This is a genomic window from Pseudoalteromonas sp. J010, assembly GCF_003934235.1.
GTDB lineage: Bacteria > Pseudomonadota > Gammaproteobacteria > Enterobacterales > Alteromonadaceae > Pseudoalteromonas > Pseudoalteromonas peptidolytica.
In genome coordinates this window covers 40,027-57,574 of record NZ_RDBW01000025.1, presented here as the reverse complement: position 1 = coordinate 57,574, position 17,548 = coordinate 40,027, and the positions used below count along the sequence as shown (strand labels likewise).

Annotated in this window: 10 protein-coding genes; 5 read left to right on the top strand and 5 right to left on the bottom strand. The window is 40.7% G+C overall.

The features are described 5' to 3' along the window. The first annotated feature begins 5 nt into the window (after nt 1–5). Nucleotides 6–908, top strand: a complete 903-nt coding sequence (locus tag EAG18_RS14290) for a sulfite exporter TauE/SafE family protein (protein ID WP_125253053.1) — start codon at nt 6–8, stop codon at nt 906–908. Between the two features lie 926 nt (nt 909–1,834). Then, nucleotides 1,835–4,270, top strand: coding sequence for a TonB-dependent receptor (locus tag EAG18_RS14285; RefSeq protein WP_125253052.1), 2,436 nt, complete (start codon nt 1,835–1,837; stop codon nt 4,268–4,270). Here EAG18_RS14285 and EAG18_RS22385 read toward each other — a convergent pair. From EAG18_RS22385 to EAG18_RS14260, 5 genes are all read right to left on the bottom strand, one after another. Then, nucleotides 4,254–4,445 carry a hypothetical protein gene (locus EAG18_RS22385; RefSeq protein ID WP_275557303.1) on the bottom strand — a complete coding sequence of 64 codons (192 nt, stop codon included), beginning with the start codon at nt 4,443–4,445 and terminating at the stop codon, nt 4,254–4,256. The genes EAG18_RS14285 and EAG18_RS22385 overlap by 17 nt on opposite strands. Before the next feature lie 129 nt (nt 4,446–4,574). Then, nucleotides 4,575–5,450 (bottom strand): AraC family transcriptional regulator, encoded by an 876-nt coding sequence (locus tag EAG18_RS14275; protein ID WP_125253050.1) that lies wholly within the window; start codon nt 5,448–5,450, stop codon nt 4,575–4,577. A gap of 123 nt (nt 5,451–5,573) precedes the next feature. After that, nucleotides 5,574–6,785, bottom strand: coding sequence for a response regulator (locus tag EAG18_RS14270; RefSeq protein WP_125253049.1), 1,212 nt, complete (start codon nt 6,783–6,785; stop codon nt 5,574–5,576). 45 nt (nt 6,786–6,830) lie between these two features. Beyond that, nucleotides 6,831–8,036, bottom strand: a complete 1,206-nt coding sequence (locus tag EAG18_RS14265) for an EAL domain-containing response regulator (protein ID WP_125253048.1) — start codon at nt 8,034–8,036, stop codon at nt 6,831–6,833. Nucleotides 8,037–8,066: 30 nt separating this feature from the next. Then, the gene (locus tag EAG18_RS14260) at nt 8,067–12,767 is read right to left on the bottom strand and encodes an ATP-binding protein (RefSeq protein ID WP_125253047.1); all 4,701 of its coding nucleotides are present in this window, start codon (nt 12,765–12,767) and stop codon (nt 8,067–8,069) included. Nucleotides 12,768–12,836: 69 nt separating this feature from the next. Here EAG18_RS14260 and EAG18_RS14255 point away from each other — a divergent pair, with 69 nt between their 5' ends. The 3 genes from EAG18_RS14255 (at nt 12,837) to EAG18_RS14245 (ending at nt 17,542) form a co-directional block, all read left to right on the top strand. After that, nucleotides 12,837–13,322, top strand: a complete 486-nt coding sequence (locus EAG18_RS14255) for a GAF domain-containing protein (protein ID WP_125253046.1) — start codon at nt 12,837–12,839, stop codon at nt 13,320–13,322. A gap of 464 nt (nt 13,323–13,786) precedes the next feature. Continuing rightward, nucleotides 13,787–14,677, top strand: a complete 891-nt coding sequence (locus EAG18_RS14250) for a cation diffusion facilitator family transporter (protein WP_125253045.1) — start codon at nt 13,787–13,789, stop codon at nt 14,675–14,677. A gap of 102 nt (nt 14,678–14,779) precedes the next feature. Next, complete coding sequence (locus EAG18_RS14245) at nt 14,780–17,542, top strand: response regulator (protein ID WP_125253044.1); 2,763 nt, start codon at nt 14,780–14,782, stop codon at nt 17,540–17,542. Nucleotides 17,543–17,548: the final 6 nt, after the last annotated feature.

Genomic DNA, 17,548 nt, shown 5'->3' with positions numbered 1-17,548 from the left:
ATATCATGCTTCAACGAATAGCAAGACCAACAATGTGGCCGCTGTTTTTTACCTTGGGAGTATATGCCACGCTCATTTGGATCCAGGGCTTTTATCAAGCCTTGGGGCAAATCGTTAGCGAATCGAGCATCGCGTTAACCATGGCATTAGGTTCTTTTGTTGCGGGTGGCACGGCACTGGGTGGTGGAGCTGTGGCATTTCCTGTGATGACAAAACTATTAAATATCGACCCTGCAACTGCCAAAGTATTTTCTCTCGCTATCCAAAGCTTCGGTATGACCGCGGCGACAATCACTATTTTTTGCCGTCGCATCCCAGTCTATAAGAACGTGATCATCATGGCCTTACCTATGGCTGGCATAGGTGTAACGCTAAGTTTGTTTTTTATTGCGCCGTTTGCGCCACGGCTCCTTGTGAAATCTATTTTTAGCTTTTTATTACTCTGCTTTGCGTTGACTCTGGTGCTTAGGTGGTGGCGTAAAGCCCACCATCAACCAAGCAGTGAATTTATTCAGCCAAAGATGGTAAGGTTTATGATAGTGGCCTTCATCGGTGGAGTTGCCAGTGGCCTTGTTGGCTCAGGTGCAGATATCGCTCTTTTTGCATTGTTAGTAATTGCTTACAACGCCGACGTTAAAAAAGCGACGGCAACATCTGTCGTTGTCATGACTTTTACCTCCCTTGTAGGAAGCAGTATCAATGCCTGGCATCTCAATACCATTACCGCAGAGATAAACAGCTACTTGCTTGCAGCTATCCCGATTGTCGTAGTTGGGGCGCCGTTAGGTGCTTATGTATGTTCTAAAGTTAAGGTTGGGCATTTGGTGAGCTTTTTGCTTATCTTAATTGCTTTGGAAGTGAGCTTTACCTGCTATGAGTTATATCCAACGTTACGTAATTGGTATTAAAAAACTTTTTCCCAGAATACTAGTATGCGAGCTAAGCGCGACGACCAAAAAACACTTGGGAGAGCAAAGCACAGGTGGCTGATTTCGTGCCATCAGCCGATGAATGGCGATACCTGCGCAACATGTTACTTATATTGACGTAATTTGAGAGGAAAAGCTCAATTACGTGATACCTAAACTTTTCACCATACACTGTGGTTGTCAAAGAGGGGTGAAAACGAGAGCCAAATTCATCCTGTATTTCAATTTTAAGTGAAGGCGTTGAATGTAAATCCCCTGAACTGCGGATTATTCATGTCTTTTTGGCAACCAGTTTTAGTGCTAATTGCGTGAATTCACTCCCGATTGCCTGCGATTGGCGCGTAAATTCGCCTTGCCTACTACTGGATTTAGGTACCTTAGCGAGAGCAGGACGCGTGAGCGGTGTTTCCCCTAAAACTCTATGGCTAGACAAGGAAAAACCAAGTTGTGCTCTAGCAACAATAAGTTAGAACATTTGTTATCCAAACCTCAGGTTAAATAAACCATACGAGTGACTTACTTGCTCCATCTCTATTATGAAATAGATACAGATTAATTACATGGATATCTATTTGTTTACTCAATTCTATTTGTTGCAAAAAACATTACAAATATAAAATGTAAATGATAGTTGTTATCATTGCGATTGTTTTGATAAACTCCACTCCCTCAGAATAAATAATTTATGAAATGGAAATAGTTTTCTATTTCTCTAATACTAATTTGCTTAATACGTAACCTCTTTTTAGGTGATGAAACTTTATCGATAACTAGTTGAAAAATTCCTGTTTAGTTTTCTAAACAGGTAAAGTTTAACTCGATTGGTGGCAGAATCACGCGCTGAAGTTATTTAAGTATTAAGTCAACATAGTATCAGACCCAATTGCGTAGTTTGGAGTTCTAATATGCAAATCTCTCGCTCATCAGCGCTATCTGCATCTTGTATTGCAGTTAAGTTGGCACTTATCGGCGCCAGTTCATCAGCACTTGCTGCTGATGACATTGAACGAATTAGTGTTTATGGCAAACATAACAAAATAATTCTACAGTCAGGTACTGCGACTAAATCAAACATGGATCTAATGCAAACTCCCGCAGCTGTTGTGGTTGTGGATAAAGAGCTATTGGATTCACAAAGTGCAGCTACGCTTCAAGAAGCATTACGTAATGTCAGTGGTTTATCACAAGCCGGTAATAACTATGGTATCGGTGACTCGCTAACGGTTCGTGGTTTGGGCGTAAACTATACTTATGATGGTATGTACGGTGGTGCAGACTTGGGTAATAGCTTCAACCCAACACGTTCACTGACTAACATCGAAAGCATTGAAGTATTGAAAGGCCCTGCAACTGGTTTGTATGGTATTGGTGCTGCTGGAGGTGTGGTTAACTTAGTCGAGAAAAAACCACAGTTTGAGCGAGCGCTTGAGATCAGCGGTAAAGTTGGTGCGTGGAATACGTATGGCATCGGTGTAGATTTTACCGATGCAATTACAGATAAGTTAGCATTTCGCGTAGTTGCCAATCACGAGCGTAGTGATGGGTATAGAGATCTTGAGTCTGGTCGTGATGAGGTGTACGCGAGTTTAAGGTTTGATCCAAACAGTGATCACTCTTTATTACTGTCTACAGCATTTATTGATGATACACAGCAGGTTGACTCGATAGGCGACCCAGTTCGTATTATTAACTGGGATAGTATCGATGGTGCGCCAGGCCTAGTAACTGCTGATCAGTTACCCAATGACAGCAATTATATTGTCGATGCTGAAAAGTGGCTTGGTCAGCAACTCACTGATGAGCAGCGAGCTCAGTTAGCAGCATCTATTTTAGCATCTGATGGCCTAAAGCCGTTCGACCTTGGTGATGGCAATCTGATTTCACCACTCTCTCGTCCAAATGAAGGTGAAGAGTTACGTGTTAAATTACGCCATGACTGGTATTTAAATCGCAACTCAAAACTGACTCAACAAGTATTATGGCGTAGCTATGATTCAGATTTTGTACGTCAAACAGGTGCTTATAACTATGTTTACTGGGAACGCAGAGCCAAGTATAACGATGAGTACTACGATATTATCAATGCAACACCAAGAGCACCTTTAGTTGTTGATGGTGAGCTGTATCCGTATGCCGCTCGTCGACAAGAGTATCGTCGTCAGGTTGCAAGTGAGAAAACGTGGCAATATTTTGCTGATTTGCAATTAACATGGGATATGGACTCGATTAGTGGTGAGCACTTAGTGAGTGTCAACTATGAAAATCGTGATATGCGATTACAAAGCTGGTCTGCCTATGACGCTGATGGCAAAGGCTCTGTTCCTTACATTTTAGATATTCGCAATCCAAACTGGCCAACAGGTACTTTTGAGGATTACGCGCCATCGCTTCGTAGTAACTATGACAAAACCCTTACAGCATACGGGATTAGTGCACAAGAAGTGGTTTATATTACTTCTGCGCTAACTGCTCGAGCGGGTCTTGCCTATACTTCAGTTGAGCAGAAGTATCAACATTTAGGTACTGATCGCTCACCTGAAGAAGGTAAAGAGTTGGATACTGATGATGCTGGAATGACATACAATGTTGGCCTCAACTATCAGGTAATGCCGCAACTTTCTACGTTTATAAATGTGGCGAAAGGTCGTACTGCATACAGCGTATTGGGCAGCCTTCAGGACGAAGCAGATGCAAACCGTAAGAATAGACCTGACTCAGAGTCTGAAACACTTGATATTGGTATGCGTTTTACAGCGTTTGATGAAGACTTACTTGGCTCACTTGTATGGTTTGAAACAAAACGTACTAACCTGATGTACGCGAATCCTGAGTATAATGATACACCGGGTGATGATTATAATGTCAGTGTTCCTCGGTATTTCTTCGATGATGAAGATGAGTCACAAGGTGTCGAGCTTGATTTGAATTTAGCACTAAATGAACGAATTAGTGTGAATGTTAACGCGACTTATCAAGATGCGGTTGAAATTCGTTCTGACACGCGTTCAGGTCAGAAGAAAGGGATCCCGAAAAAGTTTGCGAGTACTTGGATAAAGTATACGCAACCTGTTGGATTGCTTAACGGTGCTTTTGAATACAGTGTGGGTGTCAACTACGAAAGTGAGAGAACCATAAACTCAGTTTCATTTGGTTTACCAACAGCAACGATAGATGGTTATACTCGTTGGGACGCTGCGGTCAAATTTGATGCTGAACACTTTAATGTTCAACTAAACCTAGAAAACTTAACGGATGAACGTTATTACAGCAAAGCTATGTTCCTCGGCGGTATGCCAGGGAACGAGAGAAATGCTAAATTGAGCTTTAACTACAAGTTCTAAGCTTACTTTTAAAAAGAGGAAGCGTGCTTCCTCTTTTTTTCGGGTGTTCATAATAACTGCTCGCGTCGCTCGACTTGCCGCCTAGTAATCTAAGCACAAGTCGAGCAACAATGAATAAAGCGCACTCGGGTGAACCCGAAGGGCTGTGGGTTAAGGTGACTTTGCAGGAACGCAAAGTCTTTATCGCCTGGCTCACATAGAATAACCATGCTACAAAGGCTCTGTCTTATATAAATACCAACTAAACTGCTGTAAAAACATACTTGGAAGGTTAACTGGCTCTAATTGGTATAACAAACGACGTTTAGTTTAGATAACAGCTAATACGTGTTAACAGCTCGCAGGGCTGCGTATCTCGAACATCATTTAAATATTCCTCAATTACAGGTATGTCTGCCGCTTCAAAGTGACTGTTTGGTAACCATTGGCCAAATAGATACTCATACGGAGTTTCTAGAGAAGCATAATCCCCTTGATGCAATAAGGTTGCCGTTCTCCCTTTAGGAAGTGAAAATATGCTAAACTCCGGCGGTAGTGGCGTGGGAAGTTCAGGTACTAAAATAGTTGCCAACGCTCTTAATTGTTGTGTCTCTATTGTTTGTGGATCGTCAAAATATATCCCAAAAAAGCGTGTATTTTCACTTAAAAGTCCATGCTGCTGAGCGAGCATGTTTAACTTTTCAAACGCTTGACCTATTTGCATATAATCACCACTATGGTCCAGGCCAATTAGAGACATTGCCTCAGTGTTATCAATTTCTACAGTAAACATATTGGAGTCCTCTTCAACATTCATAATATAAAAATCCGCAGCACAGTAACGTGCTTTGGCTTGTTCTTGCTGGCGAAATTGGCTGGGAGATTGCTTATATCGTTGAGAAAACGCGCGGCTAAATGCTTCTATGCTGGCATAGCCGGTGAGTTTCGCCACTTTTGCAATCGGATATTGAGTTCGAATTAACATACCAGCTGCAAATTGCAGACGCATTCTTCTTACTGTAACGTTAATCGTTTCCCCAGCGATTGAGCGATAAACACGATGGAAGTGGTAGCTAGACATATGGCATTGTTCGGCCAGTGTTATTACGTCCAACTCGCTATCAATATTGTTATAGATGTAATCAATAACCTGATTTAAGCGATGGATGTAATGGGATAACGTTGATGCCTTAGTTGTCATAAGATACTTCTTCATATGTTTATTTCAGCCAGTGAAAGCTTCCCCCTCTCACATAGGTTGAGAAGCTATGAATGATAATGACAGAGGTTGATTTGATAATGTTTGCGTATTTGCTCAGGTTGTTTAGTTTAACTCATTATTTTCCGCCAGTGCTTTATCTACAGCCTTTAGAATGGAAGACTTCGTTGAGGGCTTGGTAATATAACCGGTCAAACCTAAAGACGCCCACTTTCTTATGATTTCCTTATTCTTATTACTGGTAAGTGCAATGATAGGAAGCTTTTTGCAATGAGAGATATTACGAATATTTTTGGTGGTGTTGTAACCGTCTAGCTCCGGCATAAATAAGTCCATAAAAACCATAGAAAACTTATGCTTTCTTAACGTCTTGATGGCACTGAGGCCACTGGTTACACTTTCTACTTTGTAGCCTTCATCTCGTAAAATTTTGGCGATCATTTCACGGTAAATCTCGTTATCTTCGACAACCATGATCTTTATTTCTTCTTGTTTAGCTGCAATGGATTTAGGCTCGGTTATATCCAATTCTCCGTTATTACCGACAGGGGATACATGTTGAGCGGTTTGTGCATGAGTAGAGTTGTCTTTTTCAGTCAACAGCGCAGTAAGCTCAGCAATAGAAAACTGTTTGTCTTTTAGTCGCCTTGTTAATTCGTGAACACTTTCCGACAACTGTTGCTCAAGCTCATCCAATAGCGGAGATAAATGCTTTTGCTTTAATTCTTCTAACAGGTCATCTTGTACTTTGTTTATACCTTTTTCGTTGTCTAAACTACGGCGAGCATTTTGTAGTGTTTCATCTGCTTTTTGATGATAAGCAGCGGCATCATCGATTAACTGTTTCAAGTTGTCATCAATGCGGCCAAAATGCTCTTCTCGAATCTTTGCAACCTCAGATTTACCTTCTGTTCGTACTAACGCGTTGTGCAGGATCATACGAAAACGATAGTTTTCATACATGGGTTTGTAAACAAAGTAATCTGTGAAGATCCCTTTCATACAGCATCTAAAGGCGATGCCTGACTCTTTATTTTCGCACAGTAAAATATTCTCGTGGGCGTAGTTAAGCAACCCATGTTTGGCTAATAGGCTGTATATTTCTACGCTTTTTGCTACGGTTTTTCTTGCAATTACAATGACACCAGGAGGCGCCTCACTGAGTAATTCCGCAACTTCTTTGTGGCTGGTAAAAGTCCGATATTCTTTTACCTGAGATGCCACAATATCCACAACACCGGTAAGCTCCGCAGGGTCATCACATATAATGATAACTTTAGGATGCCTCTGAGCGTGTTCTACATCTCTTTTGTGCATAATTGACCCCGCTTGATATTGTTCCCTATTTTTGAAGCTAAAGTATTATTTGCTGGATTGTGATTGTTGAGATGCAGACTGTAAAACTGCTTCTAAAAACTTTGATGGCGTGCAAGGTGGGTAATAGTAATAGCCTTGGACATACTCCACCTCGTAACTTTGCACCACAACTAAGTCATCAGCCTTTTCTACTCCTTCGGCAACCACTTCTAGGCCTAATTGATGTGCCATCTCACAGGTGCTTGAGATAATCACTCGTTTATTCGATTGAGCCGCACAGCCATCAACAAAGCAGCGATCAATTTTTAGCTCGTCAAAAGGAAGTTCATTGAGTTGTTTGATAGAAGAGTAGCCGGTACCAAAATCGTCAATAGAGAGTTTAAATCCTTTTAATTTCAGGCGCAGTAATACATCCAATGCACGTTTAATATTTTCGAGTAGGTGGCTTTCTGTTAACTCTAAGGTGATCTGTGATGTTGGAATATGGTGAGTGTCACAAATAGACTTTAGCTTTTCAGGTAACTTAATGTCTTCCAATTCTTTTACACTGAGGTTAATACTGAATTGCAGATGACCAATGACATCATGATTGTGTTCGAGTAAAGACAATGTTTGTTTAAGCAAATTATAAGAGAGAAGATGAATAAGGTCATGCTCCTCCATAACAGCAATAAATTGTGAGGGTAGAACAGTGCCATCTTTGTTGTGATGCCATCTTGCTAAGACTTCTGCGCCAATAATCGCGCCAGTGCCGGTGGCAACTTTAGGCTGGAAATAAGCGCAAAACTCTTCTCGCAGCAAACCCTCTTGTATCTCCTCTTTACCGTAAATGAGTTGAGTACCACTATTACTTTCGTTTGTTTTTGATGCGGATAAGAGATTATATAGCTCTCGAAGCTTTGTCGCAGATAAAGGTTTTTCTACACTAGAGATAATGGTAAGGCCGTGAAGTTCCGCGAGTGCAGCGGTGTTCTTGATAAATATATCTTTTTCACCGCTTAATAATGCGATAGGTGCCTTGATATTTAGTTCAGCGAAATTTCTTAGCATTTCGACGCCATCTATCTCAGGCATGTTAATGTCCAGTAGAATAAGCGCAGCTTTACTGAGCAGGTTACTTTGGAGTGCTTTATTGCCGCTGTTGTACCCCATAAATTTGCAAGGAGTTTGGTTGGCGACGAGTAGTTGTAGTTGGGTGAGCATCAGCTCACTATCGTCAATTGCAATGATTAGGGGGTTGTTATTTGCCATAGATGTTCGACCTAGATACTGAACAAATGATCATGGAAGATCCTCTACGCTAAGTATAGAAGCTATTTCAGCTTGTGCATTATCAAATAACGCTAAACAATAATTTAATAAGGCTTCTACTTTTTCTGGTTTACCATCTTTGATCGACTCCTCAAGCTCTGCTAACTTTCCAGCAAGTTGTGTTGCACCAACTGCTTTGGCTGATGTTTTCCCTTGATGAGCCATATCTCGTATACGCTCGGGAAGGGATAAGTCAACTTGATCAAATAGTTTTTTTGTATCGCTGACAAAGCTCTTTAGAAATATACTCTGAATTTCTTTATCCGTACCCACATATTCACTCAAGATGGCTAGGTCAATATGGTGCAGTTCTTGTCGATTATCTACAGCAGGCGCTGAAATTGAGATAGCGGTGTCGGCATTATGGTGAATATCTGTAGTAATCCACTTCTTGAGTTTTGCGTTTAGCTTTTGCAGCACAATAGGCTTGGCAATATAGTCATCCATACCTGCATCAATACAAACTTGGCGTTCTCCGCTTAACGCATTTGCCGTGGCTGCAATGATCGGAAGGTAGTGCAGACCTTGTGTTTGTTCTTGTGTCCTGCGCGTTTTTGCAAATTCGTAGCCATCCATTATCGGCATATGACAATCAGTGATAATAAGTGCAAAACTATACTGCTCGATAAGCTGTAATGCTACTTTACCATTATCAGCAATGATACATTGGTAGCCAAGCATGGCGAGTTGACGTTTAAATAAGTCTTGGTTGTAGAGGTTATCTTCAACGACCAAGATAAGCTGGTTTTGAGCTTGTGCTTCTTCAATGCTTGGCATTGAGATGTTACTTGGGTGTGAAGTTACTTCGTTTGTTGATTCGAGCTCAATTAAACCCTCCAAGGCGGCGATATGAGATACTACTTTATATGCGTAGTAAGGATACAACGATAGATGGGAAACACTAATATTAGTAGGGCTAGGTAATACTGCTTGGCTGTTATCTAATAGAATGTATTTGCACCTGCTTGTTGCAATGAAGACTTCTTTTCCTTCGGTGGTAAGTTGCTGGAATGCTTCGGCCGTGATCACGAGATAATCAAATTGCTGGCTTGTAATGAGCTGTGCGTTAAAAAGCTCTCTTGGGAATATCTCGCATTGCGCTTCGTGAATACGAAGCTGATTTTGAAGATCAGTCTCAAACTTATCTTCATCACCCACGATCGCCACCTTAACCCTATCTAGTGTGATATCAGCGGCATCAATTTGTTTAGGTACTTCATGGTAGGGTAAGGTCACGATAAAGTTGCTACCGAACCCCTCCAAGCTCCTACAATCAATATTACCCTTCATCATTGATACCAGTTTATGAGTAATAGAAAGGCCTAAGCCCGTGCCGCCATATTGTCGTTGTATACTGCTATCTGCTTGTTCAAAGGGCCTAAAAAGATTCTCGATTTGGGCTTCAGACATACCTTTTCCATTGTCTTTTACACTTATCTCCATATGATTATTAAGGTCAGAACGGCTAACTGTCACTTCAACAAAGCCTGCTGATGTGGCAGTTGTTTTGGTAAATTTTAAGGCATTACCGATTAAATTTAGAAGGATTTGCCGCAAACGGACTGCATCGCCCTGTTGCCAGTTTGGTAGCTGCGGTGATAGATAAAATGCAAGCTTTAACTTTTTAGAGTCGGCTTGATATGCAAGTAGTTCGGCAAGTTCTTTTATCAGCTCTTGCCAGCTAAATGGTACAGACTCTAGCTGCATTTTTCCTGCTTCTATCTTGGAGAAGTCAAGAATGTCATTAATTATTCTAAGCAAAACCAGTGCTGAGCTTTTAGCGACTTTTGTTAGGTGTGCTTGCTCTATATCTAAATTTGATTGTGAGAGAATATCCAGCATGCCGACAACTCCATTCATCGGGGTACGGATCTCATGACTCATGGTGGCGAGAAAGCGAGATTTAGCTTCATTGGCTTGTTCCGCGCGTATTCGAGCCTCGTCAAGCTCTGTAGAAAAACTGACATTTTTAGTTATATCTGTCTGATAAATAAGAGTATATTTTCCAGAGTCGGTAGAAATGTTTTTAACTAATACATTGAACCAGTAAATTTCATCATTGTAGTTATATTTACAAATGCGTTGCGCTTGATACTGTTCATTTGTTTTTGACTCGGTGAGCATTTCAAGCATTTCAAGCATTTCTGCGTTATCTTTTAGGGGGAGTTGCTTGATAAATGCGGTAATATCTGAGCCTTTATTCAGGTAAGTCCCCATGAACTGATATTCGTTATGATTGGTTCTTTTGATGTGGTCATTAAATTGATTGATCATCGCAATGTGTTGCTGCTCGTCTAACAATAAAATAAAAGCAGGGAAAGCATCAATAGCCTCTTGTAAAAGCTTCTCAATAGATTTTTGGATTCTTAATAGCTTTTGAGCCGAAGTACGCTCAAGTTCGGCTTCGTGCATTTTTTCCAATGCTTCTTTTCTTGCTGCAACTAACTCTTTTTGGATCCTCTGTTGACGATTGGCCTCATTTACTTGACTAGTTATATCTTTAACAACACCAACAATAAAATGTGCTTGTTCGCTTGGGTAGTACTTTATATTGAGCACCACATTTAAGTAACAGCGATCATTGTTTTGATTAAGGGTAAGCTGAAATTCACGAGACTCCCTTGTAGTTAACGCCCGAAGATTTGTAAACAATATATCTTTATTGTGTTGGTCTAGCCGCTTGATGATTATTTTTAAGTTATGATATTCAATCTCTGGAGGGAGGTTAAATAGCGCTCTGAATCCTTCGGAAGCGTGAGCATAGCTTTTATGTGCAGGGAGCTCAAAACTGCCAATGGCAGCAAGCTTTTCAGAAGCGTTGAGCAAAGTTTGTCGCTTTTGAATAGCATCATGGGCAGCTTGTTTTTCTTCYCTCGCCTTTTTCTGAGCACGATAGCTCACACCTAGGCCTAGTAAGCAAAAAACGAAAAGCGCGAGAACTTGCCAAATGAACTTGTTTTCAATCGTAAAGACCATATCTTGATTAAAAGTTTCGCTAGAGTAGGCAAAACTACCAATTTGTAATTCTTGATCCCAAACACTCGTTCTCAATAGATTTCTTGTCGCTGATTTATCATCAAACGGATGAAATATGGCGCTTGCATTACTCAATTGCGCTGCACTTTTTATGTCTTGTTGTGTATAGAAGCCAGAATTGCGTGTTTGGTTTAGTACAAGGCTCTGTCCTATATTTCCTAAAAGTAAATCTAGAGGTACCTCGTACCAATAGAGCTTATTGGTCAACCCTTGCGTGGATAATCCAAGACCGGTGATGAACACTATTCTTTGGCCACTTTTATTGGTCGTTACGTTAATTATTATACCGCCCTGTTCAAGTTGCTTTTGATGCTCAGCATAGAGCACCATGACTTGTTCTTTTGAGAGGTAATAGGTATCACTTGGTATATTAAGTTGAATTATGTTTAACGAATTTAGCTGCTGGGGTAGGGGAGCTGCATCAACACTCGCTTGTCTGATTGCGGTGGTTGTTGGTTTATACCAAAAGATTTTTAAACTGTTGATCCGCTGTAACACATCTTGGTTCAACTGCTTTTGTGTTTGTAACTCAGATAAATAAAGTAATTGCTTTTGGCTGGCGAAGTGCTCGACGAACAATACAGAAAGTACGGATGAGAATATGACAACGAGCTGCGCCGTTTGCATTTTTATTGGAGTAGCTTGATAGAGTGTTAGCGCAGAAAATGCTCTGATTAGTAAACCAGTTAATATAATGTAGAACAGGGCAATCATGCAGGATAAAACCAGTGAAACTTGGGCGCTATTGTTGGTTTGGGACACAGCTGCAGCAGCTAATAGCTGCATTTCACTGAGTAACACTTTACTCTCGTCAGCCAATAAATTTAAGTAAGCTGTGCTGTTGTCCCACCAAACATACTGTGGCACATCATTATCTACTCCTTGGTTAAAGTTAGTCATCTGGTTACGTAAGTAATTAAATTCACTAGATGTAGAGGCGTTTGAGTAGAGAGTTTTCGTACTTAAATTGCCTTTTAGGCTCTCTAATAGTGACAAATGTGTGGAATAAAACTGCAACGCGCTACGCATTGCAAGTAGTCTAGTATCCTGCTCCGCTGCGGTTAAAAATCGGCTGACTTTAGCCCTTAATTTACCACCAAGCTCGATGGCGCGAACTAGACCATAGATATTTTGATATTCAACATTCCCAGTGTCACTCAGGCCACGTATAAAGGTTTGCTCGGTCTGGATCATCCTGACAATATCAATTAATTTGGTGATTAAGATGGTATATCTCAGAAACAACTGTTCTCTATCGGTGGTTGTGTTTTGGCGAGTATCTCGCAGGTTTTTAATATCATTTTCAATCCTTGATTTGAGTAGATTAAAACTTGGCAAATTAGCGGACGTTTCTGAAAGTAATGCGGTTACTTGTGCGTCCGTTTCTTGGTGATAAGTCTTGAGTCTAATACTGTGTTCAGCCTCTGACTCAAATCCTGTTGACATACCTCGTTCACGTTGCAGGCTAAATATTAATTCAACCACGCTGCTTAGCGCGACGAGATTATCGTGATATTGAACCTGGCCTTTATGTGCTACGCGATTTTTGTTGAACTCATTAATCTCGAAATAAAATCCACCTAAGCAGATCAGAGACAGGAGTACCAGTGCCGTTATTTTTAGGTATTTGTTCACAGTAACTACCTGCGTTTTTTCATAAATCCAACTATAGTAGAAAAACAAACAGTGTCTAATGCGATAAATATGAAGACTCCTCAAAAACCGGATAATGAGCAAGAAAGAGTAGCAGCACTCAAAGATTTAATAATTTTAGATACAGAGCCAGAAGAAAGCCTAGATAGAGTAACCCGGTTCACAGCACATATTTTCGATGTACCAATCGCACTTATTAGCCTAGTTGATACGGACAGGCAGTGGTTTAAGTCAAGGTTTGGGTTAGATGCACGAGAGACTGAGCGGGATATATCTTTTTGCGGACATGCTATTTTGGAAGATACCGTATTTGTCGTACACAATGCGCTAGAAGACCCTAGATTTTGCGACAACCCTTTGGTTCAAGGTGACCCCCATATTAGGTTTTACGCCGGAGCGCCTTTAAAATTATCATCTGGATTTACCATTGGTACTATCTGCATCATTGATGTCGAGCCCAGAGAGTTTACTCAAGCCGACTGTGGTATTTTACAGCAACTTGCACAAGATATTGTTACTGCTATACAAAATAAGTAAGCCATGAAAATGATTTCTTTGTATGAATAACATGGGCTTAGCAGTCTTCTCTAATATATTCAGTACCCTCTTTTTCCTGTAAACTGAACAAGTATCTAGAGCAATTGGTATCAAACAAAAACTTCGGTTAAATAGATTGTAGGATAGGGCTAAGGTTATTTGAGCTGCTATGTAGGGTTAAAGAAATAAATGAGATGTCTTAATTATTCATTGAGCCGTTCAATTGTTGGTGCAATTGTATGGCTAAGAGGTTACAATTGCGACTGTATATCATTGCTATTTAGAGCAAAAACTAGACTACCGTTACATATCTATTTTATCACACTTTACTTGTACTTAATTCGAGCAACGGGCTTTTGATATAAGTAATATAAGGTAAAGTTGGGTTTTGAGTATAATGTCAATTAAAATGACACATACAGCACATGTAACGCTCAATATTATACAGGTACTCGACTCCTTTCATGACAGATATCACAACGCACCAAGCTTCTCGTCGCAGGCTGTTGATTGCGCTTGCAATTACATGCTCGTTTATGGTTATCCAAGTTGTTGGTGCATATTATGCTAATTCTCTTGCTGTACTCGCTGATGCAGGACATTTGTTCGTTCATAACAGCTCTTTATTTATTGCTTTAATCGCCTCCAGTGTTGCTGTTTATCTTGCAAATACATACAACGATGGCTACAAGCGAGCTGAATACACCGGCGGCTTAATTAACGGTATTTTGTACCTTTCTATTGCGGTAATTATTTTGCTTGAAGGCGGAGAACGGCTCTCTCACCATGCTGGTGGTCACGAGCTGGAAGTTAACAGCTACCTAATGTCAATTATCGCTGCTATCGGTTTTCTTTTCCATGGTGCCTCGGCTTGGGTACTGTATAAAGGACGTAAAGATAGTATCAATGTATACGCGGTGTTCCTGCATTCATTCTTTGACTTGTTGTCCACAGTTTCAACTTTTATCGCTGGAGTGGTAATTCACTTAACTGGCTGGGAAGTGGTTGATATCCTCTCAAGTATGCTGATTTCATTGTTTGTTTTATTTACTGGTATCAAGGTGATTTGGTCATGTATCAAAGGGCTTGCGACCCCAGCAGAGGTTTTACCTACGGTTAAGGATGTTGAGAGTACGATTGTAAATACAGAGCATGTTGAGAGTGCGCATAATATAACTATCAGTAAGGTAGATGGCGCCTTAGTTGTGGGAGCTCATATTGTATTAAAGCACCATTGTACTTTGGAATCTCATGACTCAGCATGTCGTTTAGAAGTGGAAGAGGCGCTTAAAAAGTTACTCAAAGTAGATGACAGTGTACTTCAGATTGAAAGCCATGATTGCCCTCACCATTAAATGGTGTGGTTAAAATAGATTATCCGAAGTATAGGTTAGATAATTCACTCATTCGGTATTATTGTTATACCTATATTACGAGATAAATAACTGGTGCGACATTTGAATCAAAAACAAGCGCTAATTTTAACAATTGCCCTCGGTGTTTTGGGTGGCTTGGCAAACTTGCTACCCATTTGGTTTTTGGACAGCTCAGAGTTTTTATTCGGTCAGTTATTTGTCTTGTTTGTGTTGCTACTGTGTGGCTGGCGGTATGCCGTGATTGCCGTCGCGGTTGGTGCAAGTTTTCTGTTTTATCGCTGGGGTCATTGTTGGCCATCTCTGGTATTTCTGCTGGAAGTGCTATGGCTACAGTTTGTTTGCGCTCGTTTTGGAAAGCCATTTTTTGTACGAGGTTTGGCTTTTTGGTTCTTATTCGGCTTGCCGATACTTTTTATTTTTGGCTATTTTACGCTAGAGCTACCACTTTTAGTCATTTTCACCGCGCTTGCTAAGTACTTAATTAACGCTGGTATTTGTCTTGCTGTCGTTGATTTGCTGAGCTTTTTCTTTACTCGTAGTAAGTGGCAAGGCATGCCACTTAATCAAATTTTAAACTCTACGGTTAATCTCGTTATCGTTTTAGTGGTATTAACAACAACGATAGTGCTAACAAACAATTATTATCAGCGAATTGAAAAGGAGATTAACACACAGCTAGAGGCGGCTTCACAGTCCATCACAGCGCAAATAGATGATTATTTAGATGCTTACCGACGTGCTATGGTTATATCTGCCAGTGATGTGGCTCTTGGTATTGATAAAGCGTACGTTATTGAACGACTACTTAATACGTACAGCAATTTTAGAACAGCAATTGTTACTGATGCTGAAGCTAACGTTACCCATTTTTACCCCCGACACTTTGCTGATATGATGCAAGGCGTTAAAGCGAATGTGAGTGACAGAGACTATTTTACATACGCTATTGATAACCCAAGCGGCTATGTATCTGGAATATTTCAAGGGAGAGGGTTTGATGAAGCGCCAATTGTTGCCATCTCTGCGCCGATCTACAAAGAGGGTGTATTTAACGGAATAGTCGAAGGCTCGTTGATATTTGGCTCTTTTGAGCGGTTTATTCCCAAAATTCTTGCGCAAGATGCCAATTTGGTGGTTATAGATAAGAATAAACGCGTCGTTTTTAGCTCATTAATGACAGAATTTAAAACACTAGATATGCCAAGTGGCGATGTCTTAAGTGCATTATTTGATACTCAGGCGGCCGTCTATTCAGGCTCAACTGGGCAGCTATTGTTCAAGCAAGCAGCTGTATCAACGCAATACGAGTGGTCGGTGATAACATTACTCGATCGCAAATATCTCAATTTTGTCGCGGCTGAAGCTTGGTTGTATGCTGCAGGACTTGCGTTAGTTATTATTTTGTTCAGCTCTGTTTTTGTTCGTCAACTAACACGCCTTCTCGTTCGTCCAATAGTTACATTAAGCCGAGATATTCGAGCGTATGAACCATCTGCTTTAATCGAAAACTCAGCAACGTCAGACAGCAGCTTCCTTGAGATAGTAGAGTTGCAGCAGCAGTTCAACCAACTTGCTTTTAAACTTACGTTAAGTTTTACCAAACAAAATCAAGCACGAATTGAAAACGAGCGCCTTAATAGCAAACTAACCGACTTCAATCGTGAACTAGAGCAACAAGTTACTGAAAAAACGGTTGAGCTTACCAAGGCATTAGAGGATGCCAATGCAGCAAGTAAATCTAAAAGCCGCTTTTTGGCTAACATGAGCCATGAAATTAGAACCCCTTTAAACGGCATTATAGGTATGGCTGACAATCTGCTCCGAGAAGAGTCGCTAACAGTCGATACGCGCGAGCAGCTAACGATAATAGCCCAATCAGCCAAAAACCTGATGTTAATACTCAACGATATATTAGATTATTCAAAGATAGAGGCAGGTGCATTAAAAATTGAGCGCCGCGCCATTGACGTGCACAAAATGCTAGATAGTTTAGTCGGGGTATTTAAGCTCGCCAATGTGAAGCTTGGTGTAGCGTTTCGCTATGAAAAAGATCCTAGGCTGCCCCGATACCTCTTACTTGACGAGTTGAGAGTGACTCAGATAATCAATAACCTGTTAAATAACGCGGGTAAGTTTACACATCAAGGTCATATAATACTTGCGGTAGAATATCGACAAAGCCGATTAAATCTAAGTATTTCTGACTCTGGTATTGGCATTTCACAAGCCCAGCAGGAAGTGCTTTTTCAGGAGTTTACTCAAGCAGATCTTTCAACAACCCGTAAATTTGGTGGAACGGGGCTTGGACTTGCAATAACCAAAAAGTTGATAGAAGCAATGGATGGTGAGATTACGTTGCGTAGTGAACTTGGGGTGGGAAGCGAGTTTGTTGTCAATATTCCTGCAGAAACGGGAGAAAAAGTCGAAGTTGAGCAGCAAAGCGTGGAGGTACCTAGGCTAAATGGGGTCTCGATATTACTCGTTGAAGACAACATGATTAACCAAGTTGTGGTAGGTAAGCTTCTAGAGAAGACACAGTGTAAGCTAGACAAGGTAAATGATGGGATAGAAGCATTATCTGCCATCAAGGCAAAAAGCTATACGTTAGTATTGATGGATTGCCAAATGCCGAATATGGATGGTTTTAGCTGCACAAAAGCAATTCGAAATGAGCCCGAAGTGTTTGGTGAACCTTATATCATAGCTATCACTGCAAATGCCTATGAGGAAGATAAGCACAAATGCTTGCAAGCCGGGATGGATGATTTTTTATCTAAACCTATAGATGTAAATGAACTTTATCAGAAGCTAGCACAGTGGCAGCAAACTGAAATGAAGGTATAAAACCGA